This is a genomic window from Halomonas kalidii (assembly GCF_030010475.1).
In the GTDB taxonomy this organism is placed as follows: Bacteria; Pseudomonadota; Gammaproteobacteria; order Pseudomonadales; family Halomonadaceae; genus Halomonas; species Halomonas heilongjiangensis.
Genome location: NZ_JASCQN010000027.1, coordinates 62,229 through 85,602, shown reverse-complemented (window position 1 = coordinate 85,602; position 23,374 = coordinate 62,229). Strand labels below are relative to the sequence as shown.

Genomic DNA, 23,374 nt, shown 5'->3' with positions numbered 1-23,374 from the left:
CCGCAAACGCCTCCGGCTGGCAACCCGCATGGGCTATCAGCCGAGCTGCCGAGACAGGGGCGAGATCCCGGCTTCCTCGGCGGCGCTGTCAGCCAGGGCGCGTCCGGCTTCATCGTAGACGTGGAAGACGGCATTGGCGCCCAGCTCACGGATCGGCTCGATCTCCTCGGGAAACTCCACGACGGCGGTGATGCGCCCTGGAAATGCCCGCGAGCGCAGTTGCTTCAGGGCGACCAGGTTGCCGGCGTGGTGCGGCATGGCCAGCACCACCATCTGCACGTCGGGGGACATCAGCAGCTTGTCCCAGAAATCGGAATCCACGGCATCCCCCTCCAGCACGTTGAAACCGCGTTCGAGGAGCAGCTTCACGCTACTGGGGTTGCTGTCGATGCCCAGCACACGCAGACCATACACTTTCTGCAGGCGCCGGTAGACACTGCGGCCGATACGCCCCATGCCCAGCACCACGGCCTCGGCATCCCCTACCTCGATGGGGCGGTCGCTGGCGGCCAGCCGGCTGGGGTCACGCTTCGGCAGTCGAGGCTCGAGCCAGCGGTAGATGCTCTCGCTGGCACCATTGATCATTGCCGAACTACCGAAGCTCAGGGCCACGGCCAGCGACAGGATCACCAGCCACTCCCCGCTCAGCCAGCCGGTGGACACGGCAATGGCCCCGACGATCAGCCCGAACTCCGAGTAGTTGGAGAGACTCAGCGTCGCGAGCACCGAAGTGCGAAGGCGCATGGGGAAGCGCATGAAGATCCATTGGTAGAGCAGGCTCTTCAGCGGCAGCACGGCCACCAGGGCCAGGGCCATGCCGAGGTGGCTCGCATCGGGCATGGCAGTGAGCCCGATCCCCAGGAAGAATCCCACCAGCAGCAGCTCCTTGATATTGAACATGGAGCGGGCCAGGGCCTGGGCCGCGGGGTGGGGGGCCAGGAGCAGGCCGATGACCAGGGCACCGAGGTCGCCCTTGACACCCACCGCCTCGAAGAGGGCGTAGCCCAGCACCAGGGCCAGCAGCAAGCCGAACAGTAGCTGCATCTCGCCATGGCCGAGCTGGTCCAGGAGGCGGCGCAGTGCAGGGGCGGCCGGGATCAGCAGCAGCAGCCCCAGGGCCCAGGGACTCGGCAGTTCACCGGTGGAGGCGGTGATGAAGAGCACCGCGAAGATGTCCTGCATGATCAGCACGCCGATGGCCAGCCGGCCATAGGCCGTCTGGGTCTCGCTGCGCTTCTCCAGCACCTTGACCACGAAGACGGTGCTGGAGAAGGAGAGGGCGAAGCCCAGCAGCGCCAGCGTCGGCCAGCCGGCCTCGGCCAGCAGCCCGAGCCCCAGCCACTTGAACAGTGACAGCAGGGACATCAGCAGCAGCGTCGAACCCAGCATGTGCAGGGAAGCGCTGCCCCAGACGTCATGGCGCAGCAGGGTGCGCACATCCAGCTTCAGTCCGATGGTGAACAGCAGCAGGGTGACACCGGTGTTGGACAGCAACTCGAGCAGTGGGGTCTTGTCGTAGCCCAGCGCGTTCAGGGCGAAGCCGGCAACGAGAAACCCCACCAGCGGTGGCAGCCGCACGGCCGCGGCCGACAGACCGCCGATGAAGGCGGCAAGTAGAAAGGCTGCATCGATCATCGACGGTCCCTGTTCGATAAATATGTCACACGGTAGAGTGTAAAGAGGTTGGTCCGGGAATGGCACTGACCATTGGCATGGTTGGCCTGCCGCTCGTGCCGCGCCGTAACGAGGAGACATGCATGGAAATCTCGACAATCGTGGTGCTGGTGCTGCTGGGCCTGTTGCTGGTCTATGGCGTGGCGATCTACAACCGCCTGGTAACGCTCAAGAACCGCTACGGCAACGCCTTTGCCCAGATCGAGGTGCAGCTCAAGCGCCGCTATGACCTGATCCCCAACCTGGTGGAGACGGCGAGGGCTTACATGGCCCACGAGCGCGAGACCCTGCAGGCGGTGACCGAGGCGCGCAACGGTGCACTGGCCGGCCTGCAGGCTGCCGCCGCCCGGCCCGGCGAACCCGGCGCCATGGCCGAGCTCGCCGGCGCCGAAGGCGCCCTGGGGGCCGCGCTGGGCCGGCTCAACGTGGTGATGGAGGCCTACCCCGACCTCAAGGCCTCGGAGAACATGCGCCAGTTGAGCGAGACCCTCACCAGTACCGAGAACCGGGTCGCTTTCGCCCGGCAGGCCTTCAACGACGCCGTGATGCAGTACAACACCTACAAGCAGAGTTTCCCCCCGGTGCTGCTGGCCGGTCCCCTGGGTCATCGCGAGGACGCCGCCCTGCTGGAATTCGAGGACAGTGCCGAGATCCAGGCGGCTCCCCGCGTGAGTTTCTGAGGCGGGTGGCCCCGTGAACTTCTTCGAGGCCCAGGACCAGGCCCGGCGGCTCACCGGTCGGCTGGTCGGGTTGCTGCTGCTGGCCGTGGCGGGGTTGATCGTCGTTGCCTCGCTGGTGGTGGCGCTGGCACTGGTGCTGCTCGACGGCCAGGCCGGCGGCGACCCCCTGGCCCGGGCCCTGGATCCCCGCCTGCTGGGCGGCGTGGCCGTGGCGGTGATCCTGGTGGTGGCGCTGGGTAGCCTGGGGCGTCATCTGCAGTTGCGAGCCGGCGGCTCGGCAGTGGCCGAGGCGCTGGGTGGGCGGCCGCTCAACCTCGAGACCCGCGACGACAACGAGCGCCGGCTGCTCAACGTGGTGGAGGAGATGGCCATCGCCTCCGGCTTGCCGGTGCCCGCGGTCTATCTGCTCGAGGACCCGGCCATCAACGCCTTCGCCGCCGGCCATGCGCCCGATGACGCGGCCATCGGGGTCACCCGGGGCGCCATCGAGACCCTCGGCCGGGACGAGCTGCAGGGGGTGATCGCCCACGAGTTCAGCCATGTCCTGCACGGCGACATGCGCCTCAACCTGCGCCTGGTGGCGCTGCTCCATGGCATCCTGGCGATCGGCCTGATCGGCCATATGCTGCTGCGTGGCGCGGTGCTGGGTGGCCGGGGGCGCTCGCGCCGCGGTGGCGGCCATGCCGCGGTGCTGGGCCTGGGGGCGGCGCTGATGGTGGTGGGCTATGCCGGCACCCTGTGCGGCAGGCTGATCAAGGCGGCGGTGAGTCGCCAGCGCGAGTTTCTCGCCGACGCCAGTGCCGTGCAGTACACCCGCAATCCCGACGGCATCGGCGGGGCGCTGAAGAAACTCGCCGCCCATTCGGCCGGCTCGCGCCTGGGGGCCGCCAATGCCGAGGAGTTCAGCCATCTCTACTTCGGTCGCGGGGTGCGGGCGATGAGCCGGCTCACCTCGACCCATCCGCCGCTGGAGCAGCGGATCCGCCGGGTGTTGCCCCACTGGGACGGCAGCCTGCCATCGCCGGCGTCCCGTCCGGCGGACCCCGCCGGGGCCGAGCCCCCGTCGACATCCGCGCCACCGACCGGTACGACCCTGGCCGCCGCCGTGGTGGCCAGCGTCGGCCGGCTCGATGCCCCGGACATCGCCCGCGCCCGCCAACGCCTCGCCGAGATCGAGGCACGGCTGATCGAGGCCGCCCACGACCCCTTCGCCGCCCGGGCGCTGGTCTACGGCATCCTGATGGGGGGCGACCCGCAGAGCCGAGAGAAGCAGCGCCTCGCCCTCGACAGTCAGGCGTTGCCCGAGGTGCTCGTGGAACTGGATCGACTCGCCGAGCCCCTGGCACGACTCGCACCCGGCCATCGCCTGCCGCTGATCGAACTGGCGCTGCCGGTGCTGCGCCAGCTGTCCACCACCCAGTTCGCCGGTTTCCATGCCTGCCTCGAGCGGCTGATGGCGATCGAGGCCCGCCCCGGGGCACTGCAGTGGGCGCTCCATCGGCTGGTCGTCCAGGGCATCGAGGGCGAGCGGCGCGCCCGGCGTGACCGGCACCTGGTCGACCTGGGCGGGCCGCTCTCGCGGTTGCTCTCGGCCCTGGCGACAGCCGGTCAGGGCGATGGGGCCGAGGCCCGCGAGGCATTCGGCCAGGCTGCCGAGGCCTTGGGCGTTGCCCTCGACTTCATGGCCGAGCCGGCCCTGGCAGCGGACCTGGACTGGGCCATGGAGCGGCTGGTGCGTCTGGCCACGGCCGAGCGGGCGGCGTTGCTCGCCGCCATGATCCGCTGCGTGGAGCACGACGGACGGGTCGAGCCGGAAGAGGCAGAGCTGCTGCGGGCCGTGGCCTGGACCCTCGGCTGTCCGCTGCCGGATCCTGACAGAGGTGGGCTGGCCAGCCGGCCCGGGGAGCGGCATGATGGACAGCACCGGTAACCCATCCTTGGAGGAATCGAGATGCTCACTCCCTTCCATCTCGCCGTGCAGGTCCGAGATCTGGCCGAGGCCCGCCGCTTCTATGGCGAACTGCTGGGCTGCCCGGAAGGCCGCTCCAGCGATACCTGGGTCGATTTCAACCTCTTCGGCCACCAGTTCGTCTGCCACCTCAATCCGGAACTGGGCGACAAGGGCATCGACGACCATCGCAACCCCGTGGACGGTCATGGCGTACCGGTGCCGCACTTTGGCGTGGTGCTGGAGATGAGTGACTGGGAGGCGCTGGTCGACCGCTTGACCGCGGCCGGGGTGCGCTTCGAGATCGAGCCCTATATCCGCTTTCGCGGCGAACCCGGCGAGCAGGCCACCATGTTCTTCCGCGACCCCACCGGCAATGCCATCGAGTTCAAGGCGTTCCGAGACATCGCCGGCCAGCTGTTTGCCACCTGAGCGATCGCCCTGCCTTGCGGGAGCGGTGTCGCTCTGGTGCAATATCGTTCCCTTTGTCAGGAGTAATAGAGGATGTCAACGAAACCCTGGATGCCTCTGGTGGCTGCCCTGGCGCTCTCGCTGGGGCTCGCCGGCTGCGGCAACGGCGACGACGAGCCCGCTCCTGCCCAGCCCGAGGAGACGCAGGAGGCACAGGAGCCTGCCGCCGAGATGGACGAGGATGAGCCGATAGCTGCCGAGACGCCGCTGCCCGCCGAGGAGGAGGAGGCCGACACCGAGCAAGATCGCGACGGCGAGGTCGATGCCGATGCCGAGACCCTCGGCGAGTCACCCGACACCAGCCTGGAAGGCGATGAGGCGCTTCCCGGCGAGACCACCCGGGATGACGTCGACGCCATCATCGAGGAGCAGGAGCGCCGCTTCGAGGAGGCGAGTCGACGCATCGACGAGCAGTTCGAGGAGGTGGAGCAGGAGAGCCCCGAGTTCGAGCCCATGGAGGATCCGACCGACCTCGAGCCGTCCAGTGACCCCCTCGAGGAGCGCGGCGAGTCCAGCCTCGACGAGGAGGCTGCCCAGGCCGGCGAGCCCACCAGCAGCGACATCGATGCCATCATCGAGGAGCAGGAGCGCCGTTTCGATGAGGCCCAGCGCCGCCTGGAGGAACAGTTCGAGGAGGTGGAACGGGAGCAGGAGGAAAGCCCCGAGTTCGAGCCCATGGAGATCGAGGAGGAGTGACCCCCGGCTGCCCATGAAAAAGGCCCACCGCGAGGTGGGCCTTCCTGTTTCCGGGCTGCAGCACCGATTGGCGATGTCGTCGTCAGACGGGGTCGACAACCGGCGCCGGGCCGCCAGGGATGACTCCCTTAGTTGGCGATCCGGATGTTGGAGGCCTGAAGGCCCTTCTTGCCCTGGGTGACCTCGAAGGTGACCTTCTGGCCGTCCTGCAGGGTCTTGAAGCCTTCAGCCTGGATTTCGGAGAAGTGCGCGAACAGGTCATCACCACCGTCGTCGGGAGAGATGAAGCCGTAGCCCTTGGTGTCGTTGAACCACTTGACAGTGCCAGTTGCCATTGTCGATTTCCTTAACATACTGTAATGATCGTGCCGGGCACGCGATGCCGTATCGAGCGCCCCAAGTGCGTGGGCAAGACAAGGAAGAAGTGCGCACCGCGTGTATCGAAGGAATCGAAGTACAACTGACGACTTTTTACTTGCTGACCAACGCAGCGGATGGTGCACCGGCACCCCGATTGCGTCAACCGGGCTGTCGCCGGGGCAACCGTTGCAACCGCCCGCAAGCTCACTGTAGATGGAAACCCCCGACGCGTCCAGCACCCGCCGGCCGTCTGTCCCGCTCTCTTGCGCGAGGCCTTTCATGTTCATCGATGCACACTTCTGGCCCTTCCTGGTGGCGATCACCCTGCTGACCATGAGCCCGGGTGTCGATACCCTGCTGGTGATCCGCAACACCGCCCGGGGAGGGAGGCGTGACGGCATGCTCACCAGCCTGGCGATCTGCTGCGGGCTGTTCGTACATGCCGCCGTCTCGGCGCTGGGCATCTCGTTGATCCTGCTGCAGTCGGCGTGGGCCTTCGGCCTGCTCAAGCTGCTCGGGGCCGCCTACCTGGTCTGGCTGGGGGTGAACAGCCTGCTCGCTGCCCGGCGCGGTCAGGGGCTGCCGGTGGCCGGCGTCAGCGGCGGTCGCCGTGCGGTGCCGGTGTGGCAGCCGCTACGCGAGGGCTTCCTGTCCAACGTGCTCAATCCCAAGACGGTGGTCTTCTACATGGCCTTCCTGCCCCAATTCATCGCCCCCGGGGACCCGGCCCTGGCCAAGTCGCTGTGGCTCGCCGGGGTGCATTTCGTGATCGCCAACCTGTGGCAGATCGCCATCGTGGTGATGGTGGGCAGCGCCGGGCGCTGGCTGGCCAGCCGCGCCGTCGCCAGGTGGCTCAACGCGGTGACCGGTGGCGTGCTCATCGCCTTCGGGGTCAAGCTGGCGCTGGAGCGCCAGCCGGGCTGACATCGCAGCTCGAAGCTCAGTTCCTCGCCAGCAGCGAACGGTCATAGCGCACCGACTTCTCCGCGGCGCTGAGCATCGCCACGCCCTCGCTGCTGCCGCCGTTGGCCAGGCTCTCGAAGATCGCCCGGTAGGCAAGCACCGCCTGGACATAGTTGCGGGTCTCGCGGAAGGGGATGCTCTCGACGAAGAGGTCGAACTCCTCCGGGGCGTCGCGCAGCCAGCGGTCGACCCGACCGGGGCCGGCGTTGTAGGCGGCGGCGGCGGCCAGGCGGTTGCCGCGGTAGCGGTCGAGCATGTCGCGGATGTAGGTGCTGCCGAGGCGGATGTTGAGTGCCGGGTCGAGCACGCCGTAAGGGCCGGGATCGCTGATGCCGAGCTGCCGACTGAGCTGGGTGGCGGTACCCGGCATCACCTGCATCAGGCCACGGGCACCGGCCGGCGAGAGCGCGTCGGGATTGTAGGCGCTCTCGCGGCGGGCGATCCCCATCAGCAGGTAGGGGTCGACCCCGGTAACGCGCCCCCAGTGCAGGAAGTGCTCGCGGTAGGCCTCCGGGAAGCGCCAGTCCAGGGCATCCCACATCTGCCCGGTGATGGTGGTCTGCACCAGCTTGGCGTGCCAACCCCGTCGCTGGGCATAGTCGGCCAGGGCGCGCGCCTCCCGGGGCGTGGCTCGGGCCACGGCGGTGTACCATTCGCTGCTGGCCAGGCCCTGTTCGCCGATGCGGATCAGCGCCTCGGTACGCTGCACCACCGGCCAGCGGGCGACCTGCTCACGGTAGTCGTCGTCGAAACCGTTGCGCTCCAGGTTGAGGGCGTAGGGGCGGCCCAGGCGGTCGGCGGCGGCGAAGCCGAAGAAACTGCGTCCCTCGGCCGCGGCGGCATAGGCGGTCTGCGCCGTTGCCGTGTCACCGAGCTGCTCCAGCGCCCGGCCGAGCCAGTACTGCCAGCGGGCGTCCTGGCGCGGCTCGTCGGGCATGCGGTGGACCCAGTCAATGACCCCCCGCCAGTCGCGCTCGGCCAGGGCGGTACGCACCCTCAGCTCGAGCAGCTCGGGGTCGGACATCCCGGCCAGGGCCTCGTCGGCCCAGGCGCGGTTCTGGCGGATGTCCCGGACCAGCGAGTAGAACACCAGGTCGCGTTCGATGGCGTGGCGGCTGGAAGCCTCGAGCTCCAGGTGCGGGGCGATCTTGCGCCAGGCCTCATAGGCGGCCTCGGTATCGGCGCGGGTGAAGCCGTGCATGGCGGCGACGAACAGCGCACCGCTGCCCTGGCAGCCGGGGCCGATGCAGGTGGGCACCCGGGTGACCGCGGCGTAGTCCTTGCGCAGCCGCTCCACGGTGTCGTTCGCCTCCTGCCAGCGGCTGCCGAGCATCCTGCCGAGGTAGTTCATCAGCCCGGTCTCGCCGGCCTGCCAGGCGAGCATCCTGCGCTCCCAGATCTCCCGTTCGCCGATCTCGCCGCGTTCGCGCAGGGCCCGGAACAGGGCGTCGCAGGCATCCGGCTGCGAGCGGCCGACCCGCCACAGCTCGCGCCCTCCCTCGGCGGCCGTCGCGGGGTCGTGGCCGAGCAGGGCCGTGTAGTAGTAGCACTGGCGCGCGGTGCCCTCGGGTACGCCGTCGGCCACCGCCAGCAGAGCGCCGAAGCGGCCGGCGTGGCCATAGCGGGCGATCGCCTGGCCGCGCATCCACCCGCCCAGCGGCGAGTCGTCGTGACGCTCGATGAAGTCGAGGATCTGTGACGGTTCCGCCTGGGGCAGGCGGTTACGCAGGCGGTGGTACTCCACGTAGCCGGTCAACGGGTGGCCGTCGATGGCCGCCTGGTCGATCTTCTGCCACTCCTGGTTCCGTGCGGCCTCCAGAGAGTCGCGCATGGCGCGGTCATCGCCCTGTACGAGCAGTGGCAGGCAGCACAGGGTGGCGGCGATCAGGGCCTTGCAGTGACCGAATGGCGGCAGCATATCGTGACCTCTTGGGGTTCGCGGTCGGCGGTGCCGCCATGGTCGCCGATGGCAGGGCACTTGAGTAGTGTCGCCGCTACCCGACAGACACCGGCTGTCCGTCGCGGTGGGGATACCTTATCGTGTAGCGATGTTCCCGCATGCCGGCAAGGAGATCGAGATGGCCAGATTCGGCGACTGGTTCCTGATCGAGCGGCTGCGCCGCCGCTCCCGTGTGCTGGGAGAGATGGGCCGCGCCCTGCGGCTGTTCCTGCCCATGACCCGCGATGTGCTGCTGCGCCGCTATCGGCCGGTGCCCTGGGCGGCCTTCCTGTGGATGCTGGCGGCCCTGGCGTACCTGGTCTCGCCGCTGGACCTGATTCCCGACATGCTCCTGGTGCTGGGGTTGGTGGACGATGTGGTGATCGTCGGCTGGCTGCTCACCCGGGTCGATCGCCGCCTGGCGGGGTACCGTGCCTGGCGGGCTCGCCGGGAGGGAGGCGACCCGCCCTCCGGCGAAGGTCGACACGACGCGAAGCCTCCGCTTTGATACGATCGTTTGAAGTGATCGTTCCCGACTGCTGCCGCCTGCGAGGCCCGGATGACCCTCGGCCAGACCCCCAGCGACGCCGACTGGCGCCGCGCCCTGACCCGTTTCGTCACGGTGATACCGCATACCCGAGAGCTGGGCCTCGAGGTGCTGACGGTGACGCCGCCGGTGGTTACCATGCGCCTGCCGTGGTGCGCAGACCTGCTCGGCGACAGCGCCCGCGGCCTGGTGCACGGCGGGGTGCTGACCATGCTGCTGGATACCATCTGTGGTTCCGCGGTGCTCTGTGCCCTGCCGGCGCCGGAGGTCTGCCCGACCCTGGACCTGCGTGTCGACCACTACCGCCCAGGTGTGGCGGGGCGGGATATCTTCGCCGAGGCGCGCGTGCTCCGGGTCACCGCGTCGGTGGTCTTCACCGAGGGCACCCTGTGGCAGGAGGCGGGCCGACCTCTGGCACGGGGCATCGGCAATTTCGTGCGGCTGGGGCCTCGCAATACGCCCCAAGGCTTCGCCGAGGCGCTGTTCGCCGGGGAGGACGACCATGCGTGAGGGCTTCAGCGACGTCGAGTGGCTGGCGCGGACCCGCGCCGAGGGGGATGTCGAGGCCTGGCTGGCATGGGTGCCCTATGCCCGGCGCATCGGCGTCTCGGCGATCCCCGACCCGCACGCCGACGGCCTGTTGTACCGCCTCGCCCCCAGCGAGGGCAATGTCGGCAACGTGCTGCTGCCGGCGCTGCACGGCGGGGTGGTGGCGGCGTTCATGGAGACCGCCGCGACCCTCGACCTGATGCTCGCCACCCGCATCCCGCGGTTGCCGCATATTGTCGATTTCTCCATCGACTACCTGCGCACCGCCCGGGTGGCGCCGACCCACGCCCGCTGTCGGCTGCTGCGCGAGGGGCGGCGCATGGCCAACGTCCGGGTCTGTGCCTGGCAGGAAGACGAGGCGGTGCCGGTGGCCACGGCGCGTCTGCACTTCGTGCTGGCCGATCCGCTCACGACGGGCGAAGTCGACGCTTGAAAAGTGGGGCCCGGCCCCCATATCCCCGTCAGCCTTGAAACCGGCGGTGCCGATCCTGCACCGCCGTCCTGTGCACACGACGAGGGATTCGACGCATGTCCACTGCCATTCGTGAAGAGACCCTGGGTTTCCAGACCGAGGTCAAGCAACTCCTCCACCTGATGATCCACTCCCTGTATTCCAACCGGGAGATCTTCCTGCGCGAGCTGATTTCCAATGCCGCCGACGCCTGCGACAAGCTGCGCTACGCGGCGCTGGACAACGATGCCCTGTACGAGGGCGACAGCGAACTGCGCATCGAGATCGAACATGATCAGGAGGCGGGCACCGTCACGGTTCGCGACAACGGCATCGGTATGAGCCGCGACGAGGTGATCAGCAATCTCGGTACCATCGCCCGCTCCGGCACCGCCGAGTTTCTCGAGCAGCTCTCCGGCGAACAGCAGAAGGATGCGAAGCTGATCGGCCAGTTCGGCGTCGGTTTCTACTCTGGCTTCATCGTCGCCGACGACATCACCGTACGCACGCGCAAGGCCGGCACGCCGGCCGGCGAGGGGGTGGAGTGGCACTCGAAGGGCGAGGGCGAGTTCACCGTCGCCGACGTCGAGCGCGCGGCCCACGGCACCGAGATCGTGCTGCACCTGAAGCAGGACGCCAGGGAGTTCGCCGACGACTTCCGCCTGCAGAGCCTGGTGCGCAAGTACTCCGACCACATCGAAGTGCCGGTGCGCATGCCGCGTGTCGAGACCGACAAGGACGACGACGGCAAGCCGGTCGAGGGCAGCGAGAAGACCGTCTGGGAGACCGTCAACGAGGCCACCGCGCTCTGGGTGCGGCCCAAGGGTGAGATCTCCGACGACGAGTACAAGGCCTTCTACAAGCACGTGGCCCACGACTTCAGCGACCCCCTGACCTGGAGCCACAACAAGGTCGAGGGCAAGCTCGAGTACGTCAGCCTGCTCTACGTGCCGGGCCGCGCGCCCTTCGACCTCTATGAGCGCGACGGCGCCCGTGGCGTGAAGCTCTATGTGCAGCGCGTCTTCATCATGGACGACGCCGAGCAGTTCCTGCCGCTCTACCTGCGCTTCGTCAAGGGGGTGCTCGACACCCGCGACCTGTCGCTGAACGTCTCCCGGGAGCTGCTGCAGCAGGACCCCAAGGTCGAGAAGATCAAGAGCGCCCTGACCAAGCGTGCCCTGGACATGCTCGGCAAGCTGGCCAAGGACAAGGAGGCCTATCAGGGCTTCTGGAATACCTTCGGCAGCGTGCTCAAGGAGGGCCCGGCGGAGGACTTCGCCAATCGCGACAAGATCGCCGGCCTGCTGCGCTTCTCCACCACCCATACCGACAGCGCCACCCAGGACCAGTCCCTGGCCGACTACGTCGAGCGCATGAAGGAGGGGCAGGACAAGGTCTACTACATCGTCGCCGACAGTTTCAATGCGGCCAAGAGCAGCCCCCACCTCGAGATCTTCCGCAAGAAGGGCATCGAGGTGCTGCTGCTCCACGACCGCATCGACGAGTGGCTGATGAGTCATCTGACCGAGTTCGACGGCAAGCACTTCGTCGACGTGGCCAAGGGTGACCTGGACCTCGGCGAGGTCGAGGACGAGGCGGAAAAGCAGGCCCAGCAGGAGACCGCCAAGGCCAAGGAGGCCCTGGTCAAGCGGGTCAAGGAGGCCCTCGGCGAGCTGGCCCAGGAAGTGCGGGTCACCCATCGCCTGACCGACTCGCCGGCCTGCGTGGTGCTGCCGGAACATGAGATGGGCTACCAGATGCGCCGCATCATGGAGGCCGCTGGCCAGCCGCTGCCCGAGGTCAAGCCGATCCTCGAGCTCAATCCGGCGCACCCCTTGGTCGAGCGGCTCGAGGCGGCGGAGGGTGAGGCCTTCACCGATCTGGCCCATATCCTGCTGGACCAGGCGATCATCGCCGAAGGGGGGCATCTCGACGACCCCGCGGCCTATGTGCGGCGTCTCAATGGGCTGCTGACGGCCTGAGCCAACGGCTTCCGGGGGGCGCCCCAGTGAGTGGTCACCAACCCCGCCGGCGGCGCGTGCCGGCGGGACGGTGTTTGCTGCAGTGCAGAAAACAATCGGATTTTCGGCGAAAGGCTGCTAAGGTTGCCCATCTTCATCGATGAGGCATGATCCCATGCGTCTCTTGTCCCGCTTTCTGCTGTGCCTGAGTTATCCCCGCTGGCGGCTCGGTGCCCTGGCCGCGATCCTGCTGCTGGTGCTCGGCATTGCCGCCGGCCCGTTGCTGGCCGAGCCCCAACTGCACGGGCCGCTGCCCGATTTCGACGCCGCGGCGGAACTCGACGATCCGGTGGCGGCGCTGCCGGACCTGCGCGGCGTGCCGGCCGGTCCGAAGCGCAAGGCGGCCTTTCTCTCCATGCTGGTGCCCATCGTCGAGGCCGAGAATGCGCGCATCCAGGCCAAGCGGGAGTGGCTCCAGGCCCTGCTGGACCGGCCGGCCCTGCCAGACGCCGAGGAGCGTGAGCGTCTGGCCGAGCTGTGTGCCGGCTACCGGCTCGACTGCCGTGGCGAGGGTGTCGACCCGCGCCTGCTGACCCGCGTCGATACCCTGCCGCTGGAGATGGTGGTGATCCAGGCCGTGGAAGAGTCCGGCTGGGGTACCTCGCGCTTCGCCCGCCAGGGCAACAACCTGTTCGGCATGCGCTGCTTCAGTGAAGGCTGCGGGCTGGGCCAGCAGGGTAGCGGCCGTCGCTTCCAGGCCTTCGACAGCGTCCAGGAAGCGGTACGGGCCTATCTGCACAACCTCAATACCCACCGCGCCTATGAGCGGCTGCGCACCCGCCGGGCCGAACTGGCGAGTCGCGAAGACGTCACCCCCGAAGCGCTGATCGCTACCCTCGACCGCTATGCCGTGCGTGCCGATTACCGGGACGTGCTGCTGGCGCTGTTGCGTACCAATGCGCTCTTGATACGCAGCCACGGCTCCGACGATACTGCTTGACGCTGCCACACGACCGATGCCGACGATGCCACCCCCTGGGGTGGCATCAGTCGTTTCGAGAACAGCGTTGTCTTGCCCGGACGGGCAAGCTGTGGCTTGTGCCTCGCCCTTCACTGGGGTATGAGTGACGGTCGGGATTTCTCGACAAAAGGATAATAGGAGGAGTTGGAGTGAAGATTGGAGCACCCAGGGAGAGTGCCGCGGGGGAGGCGCGCGTCGCGCTGACCCCCGAGAGCGCGCAGCAGATCCAGAAGCTGGGTCACGAGTGTCTCGTCGAGAGCGGGGCCGGAGTCGCCGCGGGCTTCGATGACGACGCCTACCGGGCGGCCGGGGTCACCGTCGTCGACGGCGCCGAGGCCCTCTGGAGCGAGGCCGAGGTGGTCATCAAGGTGCGCGAGCCCTCCGAGGAGGAGGCCGGACGCCTGCGCCAGGGGCAGACGCTGATCACCTTCTTCTGGCCAGCCCAGAACGAGGCGCTGCTCGAGAAGTGCCGTGCTCAGGGAGCGACGGTCGTCGCCATGGACATGGTGCCGCGGATCTCGCGGGCGCAGAAGATGGATGCGCTCTCGAGCATGGCCAATATCGCCGGCTACCGGGCGGTGATCGAGGCGGGCAACAACTTCGGCCGCTTCTTCACCGGCCAGGTGACCGCCGCCGGCAAGGTGCCGCCGGCCAAGGTGCTGGTGATCGGCGCCGGCGTGGCGGGGCTCTCCGCCATCGGCACCGCCACCAGCCTGGGGGCGGTCGTGCGCGCCTTCGACGTGCGCCCCGAGGTGGCCGAGCAGATCGAGTCCATGGGTGCCGAGTTCCTGTTCCTCGATTTCGACGAGAGCCAGGACGGGTCGGAGAGCGGCGGCTATGCCGCGCCCTCGAGCCCCGAGTTCCGCGAGAAGCAGCTCGCGTGTTTCCGCGAGCAGGCGCCGGATATCGACATCGTCATCACCACCGCGTTGATTCCGGGCCGACCGGCCCCCAAGCTGTGGCTCGCGGACATGGTCGAGGCGATGAAGCCCGGCTCGGTGATCGTCGACCTGGCGGCCGAGAAGGGCGGCAACTGCGACCTGACCCGTGCCGACGAGAAGGTGGTCTCCGACAACGGCGTGACCATCGTCGGCTATACCGACTTCCCCTCGCGCATGGCCACCCAGGCCTCGCTGCTCTATGCCACCAACATCCGCCACATGCTCACCGATCTCACGCCGGAGAAGGATGGCGCGATCGTCCACGACATGGAGGACGACGTCATCCGCGGCGCCACGGTGACCCATGCCGGCGAGATCACCTTCCCGCCGCCGCCGCCCAAGGTCAAGGCCATCGCCGCCGCCAAGCCCAAGGAGAAGGTCAAGGAACCCACGCCGGAGGAGAAGAAGGCCGCCGAGCACGCTGCCTTCCAGGCCCAGACCAAGCGTCAGGTCACCCTGCTCGGGGTGGGCGGGGCACTGATGCTGCTGCTCGGCCAGGTGGCGCCGGCCTCCTTCATGCAGCACTTCGTGGTCTTCGTGCTGGCCTGCTTCGTCGGCTTCCAGGTGATCTGGGGGGTGAGCCATTCGTTGCACACGCCGCTGATGGCGGTCACCAACGCCATCTCGGGCATCATCATCCTCGGGGCAATCCTGCAGATCGGCTCGGGCAGCGGTGTCGTCGTCGTGCTCGCGGCGATCTCGGTGCTGATCGCCTCTATCAATATCGTGGGTGGCTTTCTGGTGACACGCCGGATGCTCGCCATGTTCCAGAAATCCTGAGCGGCGGAGACGCGACATGTTGAGTCAGGGATTCGTATCTGCTGCCGTCATTGCGGCAAGTGTACTGTTCATCCTCTCGCTGGGGGGGCTGAGCAATCAGGAAAAGGCCAAGCGTGCCGTCTGGTACGGCATCGTGGGTATGGGGGTGGCGGTGTTCTTCACCGCCTTCGGGCCGGGCATCGGCGGCTACTGGTGGATGATCCCGATGATGATCATCGGCGCCGTGGTCGGCGTCTACGTGGCCAGGAAGGTCGACATGACCGAGATGCCGCAACTGGTGGCGGCATTGCACAGCTTCGTCGGCCTGGCGGCGGTCTTCGTGGCCTGGAGCGCCGATCTGGAGCGGCGGCGGGTACTGGCCGCGCGGGCCGTCGGCGAGTCGACCGAGGGCTTCTCGGCCTTTGCCGCCCTGGTAGCCGAGAAGGCCCCCGATGAGCTGCTGTTCCTGCAGATCGAGGTGGTGCTGGGGATCTTCATCGGTGCGGTGACCTTCACCGGGTCGGTCATCGCCTTCGGCAAACTCGCCGGCAAGGTCGATGGTAAGCCGCGTCAGTTGCCCGGCGGGCATCTGCTCAACGCCGGTGCGGCGGTGCTGTCGCTGCTGCTGGCCGTGGCCTACCTCGGCGGGGCGGGATTCTGGACGCTGTTGGTGCTCGCCTTGCTGGCGTTCTTCATCGGCTATCACCTGATCATGGGTATCGGCGGGGCCGACATGCCGGTGGTGGTGTCGATGCTCAACAGCTACTCGGGCTGGGCGGCGGCGGCCATCGGCTTCACCCTGTCCAATGACCTGCTGATCGTCACCGGCGCCCTGGTGGGCTCCTCCGGTGCGATCCTCTCCTACATCATGTGCAAGGCGATGAACCGCAACTTCATCAACGTCATCCTCGGCGGCTTCGGCGGCACCCAGGGGCCCGCCGCCGAGATCGAGGGCGAGCAGGTGGCGATCGACGCCGGCGGCGTGGCCAGCGCGCTCAACGACGCCGATGGCGTGATCATCGTGCCGGGCTACGGCATGGCGGTGGCCCAGGCCCAGAACGCGGTGAGCGAGCTGACCCGCAAGTTGCGCAGTGCCGGCAAGGAGGTGCGTTTCGGTATTCACCCGGTGGCCGGTCGACTGCCGGGCCACATGAACGTGCTGCTGGCCGAGGCCCGGGTACCCTACGACATCGTGCTGGAGATGGACGAGATCAACGATGACTTCGCCAAGACCGACGTGGTGATCGTCATCGGCTCCAACGACATCGTCAACCCTGCCGCCCAGGATGACCCCAACAGCCCCATCGCCGGCATGCCGGTGTTGAAGGTCTGGGAGTCCAAGCAGGTGTTCGTCTGCAAGCGCGGTCAGGGCACCGGCTACTCCGGCATCGAGAACCCGCTGTTCTTCAAGGAGAACACCCGGATGTTCTACGGCGATGCCAGATCGAGCATCGACTCGCTGCTGCACCTGATCGACTGAGGCGTTCCGCCCGGGCCGCAGCGCCGGCCCGGGTACCGGCTTCACCACGACACGCCCCTCGACGGGGCGTTTTTCGTTACAATTCATCCTTCAACCTCCACTTTCAGGGGCGACCATGTCAGACGAAGCCATGCAAGTGGCGGTGCTCGGCGGCGGCAGCTTCGGCACCGCCCTGGCCAGCATCGCCGCCGACAACGGGGCCAGGGTGCGGCAGTGGCTGCGTGACCCGGCGCTGGCGGCGCAGATCAATCGTGAGCACTGCAACGGCCGTTACCTGCCCGATTACGCCATGAATCCCGCCGTAGTGGCCTCTACCGAGATGGCCGAGGTGCTCGAGGGTGCCCAACTGGTGCTGGTGGCGATTCCCTCCAAGGCCTTCCGCGAGGTGGTGCGCCAGGCGCGGCCCTGGCTGCATGCCGCCCAGATCCTGGTCAGCACCACCAAGGGGATCCAGGAGGAGGGGTTCAAGCTGATGACCCAGATCCTCGAGGAGGAGACCGGCTTTCCGCACATCGGGGTGATCTCGGGGCCCAACCTGGCCTCGGAGATCGCCCAGAAGCAGCTCACCGCCACGGTGATCGCCAGCGACGACCCGGAAACCCGCACCTGGGTGCAGACGGCGCTGGGCTGCGACTACTTCCGGGTCTACGCCAACAACGACCGCTACGGCGTGGAGTTGGGCGGGGCGCTCAAGAACATCTATGCCATCGCCGCCGGCATGGCGGCAGCGCTGGGCATGGGCGAGAACACCCGCAGCATGCTGATGACCCGGGCGCTGGCCGAGATGAGCCGTTTCGCCGTGGATCAGGGCGCCAACCCGATGACCTTCCTCGGGCTCGCCGGGGTCGGCGACCTGATCGTCACCTGCTCGTCGAGCCTGTCGCGCAACTATCGGGTGGGCCAGGCCCTGGGCGAGGGCAGGACCCTGGACGAGGCCATCGAGGCGCTGGGCCAGGTGGCGGAAGGGGTCAACACCGTGCGCCTGGTGCGCGACAAGGCCCGTCAGGACGGCGTCTACATGCCGCTCGCCGAGGGGCTCTACCAGGTGCTGTTCGAGGGCGTGCCGGCCCGCGATATGGCCCGCATGCTGATGCTCGGCGAGCAGAGCAGCGACGTCGAGTTCATCCTTTCCCGCGAGGACGTTCAACAGGCCCACCGGGACTCCGGGGGGCAGGATGGCTGAGCGACTGCTGATCATGCGCCACGGCGAGGCGGCACCGGGCCATCCGGATCCGGAGCGTGTCCTCACCGAGCGGGGGAGGCACGAGGCCGCCCGCATGGGGGACTGGCTGGCCGGTCGCGGGGACCTTTCGCCTGCACGCCTGCGCCTGTTGGCGAGCCCCTATGCGCGTGCCCGGCAGACCGCGGAGCGGGTCGCCGCATCGCTGGGGTGCGAGGTCGAGATCCTGCCGCTCCTCACCCCCGACGATTCCCCCGCGGCGGTGGTCGACTGGCTGCTCGAACACGAGGGTGACGGGCCGTTGCTGCTGGTCAGTCATATGCCGTTGGTGGGCGCCCTCACGGGGCTGCTGGTGGAAGGGCGGGCCGATCGCGGATGCGGCTTTCCCACCGCTGGCCTGGCCGAGCTCTCGGCCGAGGTCTGGGTGGCGGGCTGCGCCCAGCTCGAGCGCTTCACCGCGCCGGCGGACCTCGCCTAGATCAAACCGGCGGCCTTCAGGCCGAAGGCCCCCAGGGTGATGGTCACGCTGGCCATCAGGGTGCTCAGAGCGATGATGTTGGCGGTGAGGGCCGCATTGCCGCCCATGGCCTTGGCCATCACGAAGGCGGCCGCCGCCGTGGGGCTGGCGAAGAACAGGAAGAGCACCCCGAGTTCGCGCCCCTCGAAGCCGACCAGCCAGGCCGCGCCCGTGGCCAGCGCCGGCAGGGCGACCATCTTCATCAGGCTGGTCTCCAGGGCCAGCCCTCCCGACACCTTCACCGAGCGCAGCGACAGGGTGGCGCCCACGCAGATCAGCGCCAGCGGCAGGGTGAGGGAGGCGAAATAGCCGGCGGACGTCATCAGCCAGATCGGCAGCTCCACCTCCAGGGCAGCCACCGGCACGGCCGCCACCACCGCCAGGATCAGCGGGTTGCGCACGATATGCGCGAAGATGCTGCGCCAGTTCGCGCTGCGTCCCGGCCGATGGCTGGCCAACGCCACCACCGAGAAGGCGTTGTAGGTGAGGATCACCACTCCCAGCAGCAAACCTCCCGTCGAGAGCCCCGCCTCGCCGTACATGCCGGCCGCCAGCGCCAGGCCGACGATGCCGCAGTTACCGCGGAAGGCGCCCTGGATGCAGCTGCCACGATCGGCGTAGGGCACTCTCAGGATGGCCCAGCCCCAGCTCGCCAGGAAGCTGCACAGGGTGGCCAGGGCGAAGAAGGCCAGCAGGGCCGGGTTGAGGGTGGCGTCCAGATCGGCGCGGATGATGCTGAGGAAGATCAGCGCCGGCATGGTGCCCCGGAACACCAGCTGCGAGGCGGTCGTCACGAAGGCGTAATCGATCCAGGTCAGGCGCCTGAGCAGGTAGCCGATGAACACCATGACGAAGACCGGCAGGGTGACATTCAGGCTGGCGAGCAGCAGGGCGCCAAGGCTCATGGGGGGCTCCATGTCGAGGTGAGCAGGCGCCATGATACCCCTTAGCCGGCGAAGCGTCTCCGCACGGGCGGCCCGTCGTGCAACTTTGGTCGTAATTTGCCGATTCCTGCTTGCCTGGTGCTGCGAGGGTGATTAGGTTGTTATTTGTATGATGTATGACAACAAGTGATTGTCGGTCACCCGAGAGGCGGTCGGGGAGCCCCTGGCCCCGGAAAGCATGAGGATGGTTGCGTGAAGTTTTCCAGAGAAGCAGTGGTAAAGGCCATCGGCGATGGCCTGCTGTCGTTTCCTATTACGGACTTCGATCAGGAGGGCCGCTTCGACGCCGAGAGCTATCGCCGGCGGCTGGAGTGGTTCATCAGTCACGACATCTCGGCGGTATTCGTCGCCGGTGGCACCGGTGAGTTCTTCAACCTGTCGCTCGATGAATTCCGCGAGATCGTGCGCGTCGCCGTGGAGACGGTGGACGGCAAGCTGCCGGTGATCGCCAGCGCCGGCTTGAGCGTCGAGAGCGGCAGGGCCTTCGCCGAGGCGGCCGAGGAGGCGGGCGCCGACGGTATCCTGCTGATGCCGCCTTACCTCACCGAGTGCCCCCAGGAGGGGCTGGTCGAGTATGCCCGGCAGATCTGTGATGCCACCGCCGTGAACGTCATCTACTACAACCGTGGCAATGGCATCCTCGATGCCGGGTCGGTCCAGGCACTGGCCGATGCCTGCCCCAATCTGATCGGTCTCAAGGATGGCAAGGGCGACATCCAGGCGCTCAACAAGATCGTCAAGACCGTGGGCGATCGCCTGGTCTACGTGGGCGGCGTGCCCACCGCCGAGATCTTCGCCGAGGCCTATCTGTCCATCGGCGTCAACACCTACTCCTCGGCCGTGTTCAACTTCGTGCCCGACATGGCCGTGACCTTCTACCAGGAACTTCGCAAGGGTAACCGCGAGGTCGTCAAGCTGATCACCCGCGACTTCTTCATTCCCTTCGTGGACCTCAGGGATCGCAAGAAGGGCTATGCCGTCAGCCTGATCAAGGCCGGTGCCGAGATCATCGGCCGTCCGGCGGGTAGCGTGCGCGCGCCCCTGACCATGCCCACTGCCGAGGAGCGCCAGCGGCTCGAGACGCTGGTGGGTATCGCCAAGCAACTATAAATCGACAACCAGCAGAAAGAGGTGAAAGCATGACCGTATCCAAGAAGACACTGGCAGGACTGGGTTCCGCCGTCGTCATGGCATCGATGACCCTCGGTGCCGGCATCGCCATGGCCCAGGAGGGCCAGCTGCGCGGCAACGTTCGGGTCGTGATCGGCTCCACGTCGACCGGGGGCGACACCTACCAGAACTCCACCATCGTGGTGGACAAGCTGGCCGAGCACCTCGACCTCAACATGAAGGTCGATGCGGTCGGTGCGAGTTCGGCGTTCCGCACCCTGGACCGCGATTCCCGCGGCAACACCCTGATGATTTTCCACGATCAGTCTTATCTCGGACACCTGTATGGTGTGGAGGGCTACGAGAATATCTTCGAGAAGTACACCGTCGGGCCGACCGTGGCGATCAACCCGGGTAATGCCTACCTGGTCCCCAAGGACTCCCCGTACCAGACCCTCGACGACATCATCGCGGCGGTGGGCGACGGCGAGACCGTGCGGGTGGCAATCCAGCCGGGCGGCGTCTCCGAGATCGGCTTCAGTGCCCTGAAGAACGCTATTTCCATCGAGCACCCGGGGCAGGAGGACAACCTGGTTGCCGTCAATACCGGATCCCAGTCGGACAAGAACCAGCAGCTCTTCGATGGTCAGGCCGACGTGATCAATGGCACCGTGCAGGCCAACGAGCAGTACACCCGCCTGCCGGAGGACGACCAGAAGGCCATGCGCTTCGTCTGGCTGACAGCCCGCCAGGGCACCATCGAGCAGGCACCCGAGGATGGGCTCGGCCAGACTACCCGCGAGCAGCTGCTCGAGTACGTCGAGCCCAACGTCCACGTCACCATGGGCGACGACGAGACCTTCACCTTCGATAAGGAATTCTTCTTCCTCTACAACAAGGACATGGATCCGGGCATCGTCGAGCAGATCGATGAGGCGCTCACCGAGATCTATGCCGAGGGTGAGATCCAGGAGGTGCAGAAGAACTCCTTCTTCATCCCCAACTTCAGGCCCTCGGAAGAGGCCTCGGAGTACCTGTACGAGAAGATGTCTCGCTACGAAGGCATCATCGACAACATCAAGTAAGCGATCCGGGCACCGGTGGCCCATGTCCCCGGTGTCCTCACCATAGGGTGTGAATCGCTATAGAACAATGATGGGCAGGCTGTCCTCCTGCCCATGCCGGAGCCGCTATGGAATCAGGTCTGTCAAGTCTGCTCAGCGTCTCGATAGATTTCGAGACCTCCCATCTGTTCTTCCCGACGATTATCCACTGGGTCATGGCGGGGCTTTTCGCCTTGATCCTGGTCACGAAGGTGGTCCCCTTCCTGGCCGAGGTGAAGCGGGGGGAGCGTACCCTGCCCATCGTGGGGGAGGCCATGGATGGTTTCCGTTTCTTCGGCACCCTCGCCCTGATCGTGGCGTATTTCTACCTGATGGCGGTGGTGGGCAATCTCTTCCCCTATACGGGCTACGGTTTCCTGTTCGTCTCGATGGCCTTCATCCTGCTGATGTCGCTGATGTACATGCATGAGTGGACGAAGAAGACCGTGACCATCGTGGTGATCAACGCCGTCGTTGCGCCCGGTCTGGCCTGGTTCATCCTGGCCAAGCTGTTCAACATCACCCTGCCGTGACCGAAGCGAGTGCCGCCATGGAATTCCTGTCACTTCTCGATATTACCTTCTTTCTTCTCACCGGATTCGGGGCCCTGATCGGCATCATCTTCGGCGCGATCCCCGGCATGACCGCCACCATGGCGGTGGCGGTCTGCCTGCCGCTGACCTATGCCCTGGGCCTGCACCACGGCCTGGCACTGCTGCTGGGCCTCTACGTGGGCGGCATTTCGGGTGGTATGGTGCCGGCGGTCCTGCTCAACATTCCCGGTACGCCGTCCTCGATCACCACCACCTTCGACGGCTATCCCATGGCCCGCAAGGGGGAGGGGGAGAAGGCCCTGCGGGTCTGTGTCATCGCCTCGGTCGTCGGGGGGCTGATCAGTGCCGCCGTGCTCTTCCTGTTCGCGCCCATGCTGGCGGACTTCTCGATCAAGTTTTCCTACGTGGAGAAGTTCCTGATCATCCTGCTGGCCCTGAGCGTCATCGCCTCCCTGTCGAGCAGCATGCTGGTCGGCATCTTCAGCGGGGTGATCGGCATCTGGTTGAGCCTGATCGGTGACTACAGCATCTCCGATGGCGGCAACGGCAAGACGCGCCTGATGTTCGACTTCATGGAGCCCTACCTGTTCGAGGGCTTCTCCCTGCTGCCGGTGCTGATCGGCATCTTCGGCATCTCCACCATCCTGCTCGAGGCCGAGAAGGGGGTGAAGAGCGACCTTTCGAACGAGCGCGTCAAGATCGGCAAGGGCGGTGGTTTCTCACTCTCGATCTTCAAGGGACGCCTGACCAATCTGGTGCGCTCGTCCTTCATCGGGACCTTCGTGGGCATGCTGCCGGGGGTCGGGGGCAGTGCCGCCTCGGTGCTGGCCTACACCCAGGAGAAGAACCTGGCACGGGATTCCTCGCAGATGGGCAAGGGCGCACCCCAGGGGCTCATCGCCTCGGAATCGGCCAACAATGCCCTGACCGGTGGCGCCCTGATTCCGCTGCTCTCGCTGGGCATACCCGGCGACTCCACCACCGCCGTGTTGATCGGCGCCTTCACCCTGCAGGGCATCCAGGTGGGGCCGCTGTTCATTCCCGAGAACTCAGAGACCTGGTACGTCATGATGACGGCGCTGGTGTTCGCCAACTTCGTGATGTTCTTCCTGATGTTCTATGCCATCAAGCACATCGCCAAGGTGGTCATGGTACCCAAGCATATTCTCTTTCCGATCATCGTGATGATGTGCGTGGTGGGGGCCTATGCGATCAACTACGGCATCATGTTCGATGTCTGGACGCTGCTGATCTTCGGCATCCTCGGCTACCTGATCCAGAAGATCGGCCTGGAGGTGGCGCCGCTGATCATCGGCTTCATCCTGGGCAGTCAGGCGGAGGTCTATTTCGTCAAGAGCCTCGAGTCGTTCGGGACCCTGTCGATCTTCTTCACCAAGAGTCCCATCGCGGTGGTGCTGTGGCTGCTGATCCTGGCCTCGGTGGTGTTCTCGGTCGTGATGAGCCTGAAGAGCCGCGCCAAGCGTCGTCAGGAACTGCTCGGCTGAGCATCCACCCCAGGCATAGTG

General features: G+C 66.9%; 22 protein-coding genes. 18 read left to right on the top strand and 4 right to left on the bottom strand.

Annotation, left to right across the window (positions count from 1 at the left end):
- Positions 1 to 36: 36 nt before the first annotated feature.
- Positions 37 to 1,635 carry a cation:proton antiporter family protein gene (locus QLQ85_RS06725; RefSeq protein WP_282738278.1) on the bottom strand — a complete coding sequence of 533 codons (1,599 nt, stop codon included), beginning with the start codon at positions 1,633 to 1,635 and terminating at the stop codon, positions 37 to 39.
- 122 nt (positions 1,636 to 1,757) lie between these two features.
- On the opposite strand from QLQ85_RS06725, the gene QLQ85_RS06720 reads away from it, so the two are divergent.
- The 4 genes from QLQ85_RS06720 to QLQ85_RS06705 all read left to right on the top strand — a co-directional run bounded on the left by QLQ85_RS06720 (position 1,758) and on the right by QLQ85_RS06705 (position 5,469).
- The gene (locus tag QLQ85_RS06720; RefSeq protein ID WP_282722293.1) at positions 1,758 to 2,354 is read left to right on the top strand and encodes a LemA family protein; all 597 of its coding nucleotides are present in this window, start codon (positions 1,758 to 1,760) and stop codon (positions 2,352 to 2,354) included.
- 13 nt (positions 2,355 to 2,367) lie between these two features.
- Positions 2,368 to 4,284, top strand: a complete 1,917-nt coding sequence (locus QLQ85_RS06715; protein ID WP_282738277.1) for a M48 family metallopeptidase — start codon at positions 2,368 to 2,370, stop codon at positions 4,282 to 4,284.
- A gap of 21 nt (positions 4,285 to 4,305) precedes the next feature.
- On the top strand, positions 4,306 to 4,734 hold the full coding sequence (locus tag QLQ85_RS06710) for a VOC family protein (RefSeq protein WP_282738276.1): 429 nt from the start codon (positions 4,306 to 4,308) through the stop codon (positions 4,732 to 4,734).
- Between the two features lie 72 nt (positions 4,735 to 4,806).
- Positions 4,807 to 5,469: a hypothetical protein gene (locus QLQ85_RS06705; RefSeq protein ID WP_282738275.1), complete on the top strand. Its 663-nt coding sequence runs from the start codon at positions 4,807 to 4,809 to the stop codon at positions 5,467 to 5,469.
- Between the two features lie 128 nt (positions 5,470 to 5,597).
- Here QLQ85_RS06705 and QLQ85_RS06700 read toward each other — a convergent pair whose 3' ends face one another.
- Entirely contained in the window at positions 5,598 to 5,804 is a 207-nt protein-coding gene (locus QLQ85_RS06700; protein WP_010627343.1) for a cold-shock protein, read from the bottom strand.
- Positions 5,805 to 6,108: 304 nt separating this feature from the next.
- Here QLQ85_RS06700 and QLQ85_RS06695 point away from each other — a divergent pair, with 304 nt between their 5' ends.
- The gene (locus QLQ85_RS06695) at positions 6,109 to 6,753 is read left to right on the top strand and encodes a LysE family translocator (protein ID WP_282738274.1); all 645 of its coding nucleotides are present in this window, start codon (positions 6,109 to 6,111) and stop codon (positions 6,751 to 6,753) included.
- A 16-nt stretch (positions 6,754 to 6,769) separates the two neighbouring features.
- Here QLQ85_RS06695 and QLQ85_RS06690 read toward each other — a convergent pair whose 3' ends face one another.
- Positions 6,770 to 8,710 carry a transglycosylase SLT domain-containing protein gene (locus tag QLQ85_RS06690; RefSeq protein WP_407650357.1) on the bottom strand — a complete coding sequence of 647 codons (1,941 nt, stop codon included), beginning with the start codon at positions 8,708 to 8,710 and terminating at the stop codon, positions 6,770 to 6,772.
- A gap of 160 nt (positions 8,711 to 8,870) precedes the next feature.
- On the opposite strand from QLQ85_RS06690, the gene QLQ85_RS06685 reads away from it, so the two are divergent.
- The 9 genes from QLQ85_RS06685 (at position 8,871) to sixA (ending at position 18,098) form a co-directional block, all read left to right on the top strand.
- Entirely contained in the window at positions 8,871 to 9,239 is a 369-nt protein-coding gene (locus QLQ85_RS06685; protein WP_282738273.1) for a YkvA family protein, read from the top strand.
- A 51-nt stretch (positions 9,240 to 9,290) separates the two neighbouring features.
- Entirely contained in the window at positions 9,291 to 9,788 is a 498-nt protein-coding gene (locus QLQ85_RS06680) for a PaaI family thioesterase (protein WP_282738272.1), read from the top strand.
- Positions 9,781 to 10,260: a PaaI family thioesterase gene (locus tag QLQ85_RS06675; RefSeq protein WP_282738271.1), complete on the top strand. Its 480-nt coding sequence runs from the start codon at positions 9,781 to 9,783 to the stop codon at positions 10,258 to 10,260. The genes QLQ85_RS06680 and QLQ85_RS06675 overlap by 8 nt, the downstream gene beginning before the upstream one ends.
- Positions 10,261 to 10,355: 95 nt before the next feature.
- Complete coding sequence (gene htpG, locus QLQ85_RS06670) at positions 10,356 to 12,260, top strand: molecular chaperone HtpG (RefSeq protein ID WP_282738270.1); 1,905 nt, start codon at positions 10,356 to 10,358, stop codon at positions 12,258 to 12,260.
- Positions 12,261 to 12,414: 154 nt separating this feature from the next.
- Positions 12,415 to 13,239: a glucosaminidase domain-containing protein gene (locus QLQ85_RS06665; RefSeq protein WP_282738269.1), complete on the top strand. Its 825-nt coding sequence runs from the start codon at positions 12,415 to 12,417 to the stop codon at positions 13,237 to 13,239.
- Positions 13,240 to 13,409: 170 nt separating this feature from the next.
- Complete coding sequence (locus QLQ85_RS06660; protein ID WP_282738268.1) at positions 13,410 to 14,981, top strand: Re/Si-specific NAD(P)(+) transhydrogenase subunit alpha; 1,572 nt, start codon at positions 13,410 to 13,412, stop codon at positions 14,979 to 14,981.
- A gap of 16 nt (positions 14,982 to 14,997) precedes the next feature.
- Positions 14,998 to 16,440 (top strand): NAD(P)(+) transhydrogenase (Re/Si-specific) subunit beta, encoded by a 1,443-nt coding sequence (locus QLQ85_RS06655; RefSeq protein WP_282738267.1) that lies wholly within the window; start codon positions 14,998 to 15,000, stop codon positions 16,438 to 16,440.
- A 115-nt stretch (positions 16,441 to 16,555) separates the two neighbouring features.
- Complete coding sequence (locus QLQ85_RS06650; protein ID WP_282738266.1) at positions 16,556 to 17,623, top strand: NAD(P)H-dependent glycerol-3-phosphate dehydrogenase; 1,068 nt, start codon at positions 16,556 to 16,558, stop codon at positions 17,621 to 17,623.
- Positions 17,616 to 18,098 (top strand): phosphohistidine phosphatase SixA, encoded by a 483-nt coding sequence (sixA, locus tag QLQ85_RS06645; protein ID WP_282738265.1) that lies wholly within the window; start codon positions 17,616 to 17,618, stop codon positions 18,096 to 18,098. The genes QLQ85_RS06650 and sixA overlap by 8 nt, the downstream gene beginning before the upstream one ends.
- On the opposite strand, the gene QLQ85_RS06640 is transcribed toward sixA, so the two are convergent.
- On the bottom strand, positions 18,095 to 19,042 hold the full coding sequence (locus QLQ85_RS06640; protein WP_282738264.1) for an AEC family transporter: 948 nt from the start codon (positions 19,040 to 19,042) through the stop codon (positions 18,095 to 18,097). The two genes, sixA and QLQ85_RS06640, sit on opposite strands and share 4 nt — an antisense overlap.
- Before the next feature lie 231 nt (positions 19,043 to 19,273).
- Between QLQ85_RS06640 and kdgD the strand changes: the two genes are divergently transcribed.
- The 4 genes from kdgD to QLQ85_RS06620 all read left to right on the top strand — a co-directional run bounded on the left by kdgD (position 19,274) and on the right by QLQ85_RS06620 (position 23,353).
- Positions 19,274 to 20,191: a 5-dehydro-4-deoxyglucarate dehydratase gene (gene kdgD / locus QLQ85_RS06635; RefSeq protein ID WP_282738263.1), complete on the top strand. Its 918-nt coding sequence runs from the start codon at positions 19,274 to 19,276 to the stop codon at positions 20,189 to 20,191.
- A 29-nt stretch (positions 20,192 to 20,220) separates the two neighbouring features.
- The gene (locus QLQ85_RS06630) at positions 20,221 to 21,276 is read left to right on the top strand and encodes a type 2 periplasmic-binding domain-containing protein (protein WP_282738262.1); all 1,056 of its coding nucleotides are present in this window, start codon (positions 20,221 to 20,223) and stop codon (positions 21,274 to 21,276) included.
- Positions 21,277 to 21,383: 107 nt separating this feature from the next.
- Positions 21,384 to 21,827 (top strand): tripartite tricarboxylate transporter TctB family protein, encoded by a 444-nt coding sequence (locus tag QLQ85_RS06625; RefSeq protein ID WP_282738261.1) that lies wholly within the window; start codon positions 21,384 to 21,386, stop codon positions 21,825 to 21,827.
- 17 nt (positions 21,828 to 21,844) lie between these two features.
- Positions 21,845 to 23,353, top strand: coding sequence for a tripartite tricarboxylate transporter permease (locus QLQ85_RS06620; RefSeq protein ID WP_282738260.1), 1,509 nt, complete (start codon positions 21,845 to 21,847; stop codon positions 23,351 to 23,353).
- Positions 23,354 to 23,374 lie beyond the last annotated feature (21 nt).

Bases quoted from the DNA above. Each gene is read 5' to 3' on its own strand.
- QLQ85_RS06620 (WP_282738260.1), top strand. From the start codon at position 21,845: ATGGAATTCCTGTCACTTCTCGATATTACCTTCTTTCTTCTCACCGGA.
- QLQ85_RS06625 (WP_282738261.1), top strand. From the start codon at position 21,384: ATGGAATCAGGTCTGTCAAGTCTGCTCAGCGTCTCGATAGATTTCGAG.
- QLQ85_RS06685 (WP_282738273.1), top strand. From the start codon at position 8,871: ATGGCCAGATTCGGCGACTGGTTCCTGATCGAGCGGCTGCGCCGCCGC.
- htpG (WP_282738270.1), top strand. From the start codon at position 10,356: ATGTCCACTGCCATTCGTGAAGAGACCCTGGGTTTCCAGACCGAGGTC.
- QLQ85_RS06695 (WP_282738274.1), top strand. From the start codon at position 6,109: ATGTTCATCGATGCACACTTCTGGCCCTTCCTGGTGGCGATCACCCTG.
- QLQ85_RS06665 (WP_282738269.1), top strand. From the start codon at position 12,415: ATGCGTCTCTTGTCCCGCTTTCTGCTGTGCCTGAGTTATCCCCGCTGG.
- QLQ85_RS06630 (WP_282738262.1), top strand. From the start codon at position 20,221: ATGACCGTATCCAAGAAGACACTGGCAGGACTGGGTTCCGCCGTCGTC.
- QLQ85_RS06655 (WP_282738267.1), top strand. From the start codon at position 14,998: ATGTTGAGTCAGGGATTCGTATCTGCTGCCGTCATTGCGGCAAGTGTA.
- QLQ85_RS06725 (WP_282738278.1), bottom strand. From the start codon at position 1,635: ATGATCGATGCAGCCTTTCTACTTGCCGCCTTCATCGGCGGTCTGTCG.
- QLQ85_RS06690 (WP_407650357.1), bottom strand. From the start codon at position 8,710: ATGCTGCCGCCATTCGGTCACTGCAAGGCCCTGATCGCCGCCACCCTG.
- QLQ85_RS06705 (WP_282738275.1), top strand. From the start codon at position 4,807: ATGTCAACGAAACCCTGGATGCCTCTGGTGGCTGCCCTGGCGCTCTCG.
- QLQ85_RS06720 (WP_282722293.1), top strand. From the start codon at position 1,758: ATGGAAATCTCGACAATCGTGGTGCTGGTGCTGCTGGGCCTGTTGCTG.
- QLQ85_RS06675 (WP_282738271.1), top strand. From the start codon at position 9,781: ATGCGTGAGGGCTTCAGCGACGTCGAGTGGCTGGCGCGGACCCGCGCC.
- sixA (WP_282738265.1), top strand. From the start codon at position 17,616: ATGGCTGAGCGACTGCTGATCATGCGCCACGGCGAGGCGGCACCGGGC.
- QLQ85_RS06680 (WP_282738272.1), top strand. From the start codon at position 9,291: ATGACCCTCGGCCAGACCCCCAGCGACGCCGACTGGCGCCGCGCCCTG.
- QLQ85_RS06650 (WP_282738266.1), top strand. From the start codon at position 16,556: ATGTCAGACGAAGCCATGCAAGTGGCGGTGCTCGGCGGCGGCAGCTTC.
- QLQ85_RS06700 (WP_010627343.1), bottom strand. From the start codon at position 5,804: ATGGCAACTGGCACTGTCAAGTGGTTCAACGACACCAAGGGCTACGGC.
- QLQ85_RS06710 (WP_282738276.1), top strand. From the start codon at position 4,306: ATGCTCACTCCCTTCCATCTCGCCGTGCAGGTCCGAGATCTGGCCGAG.
- QLQ85_RS06640 (WP_282738264.1), bottom strand. From the start codon at position 19,042: ATGAGCCTTGGCGCCCTGCTGCTCGCCAGCCTGAATGTCACCCTGCCG.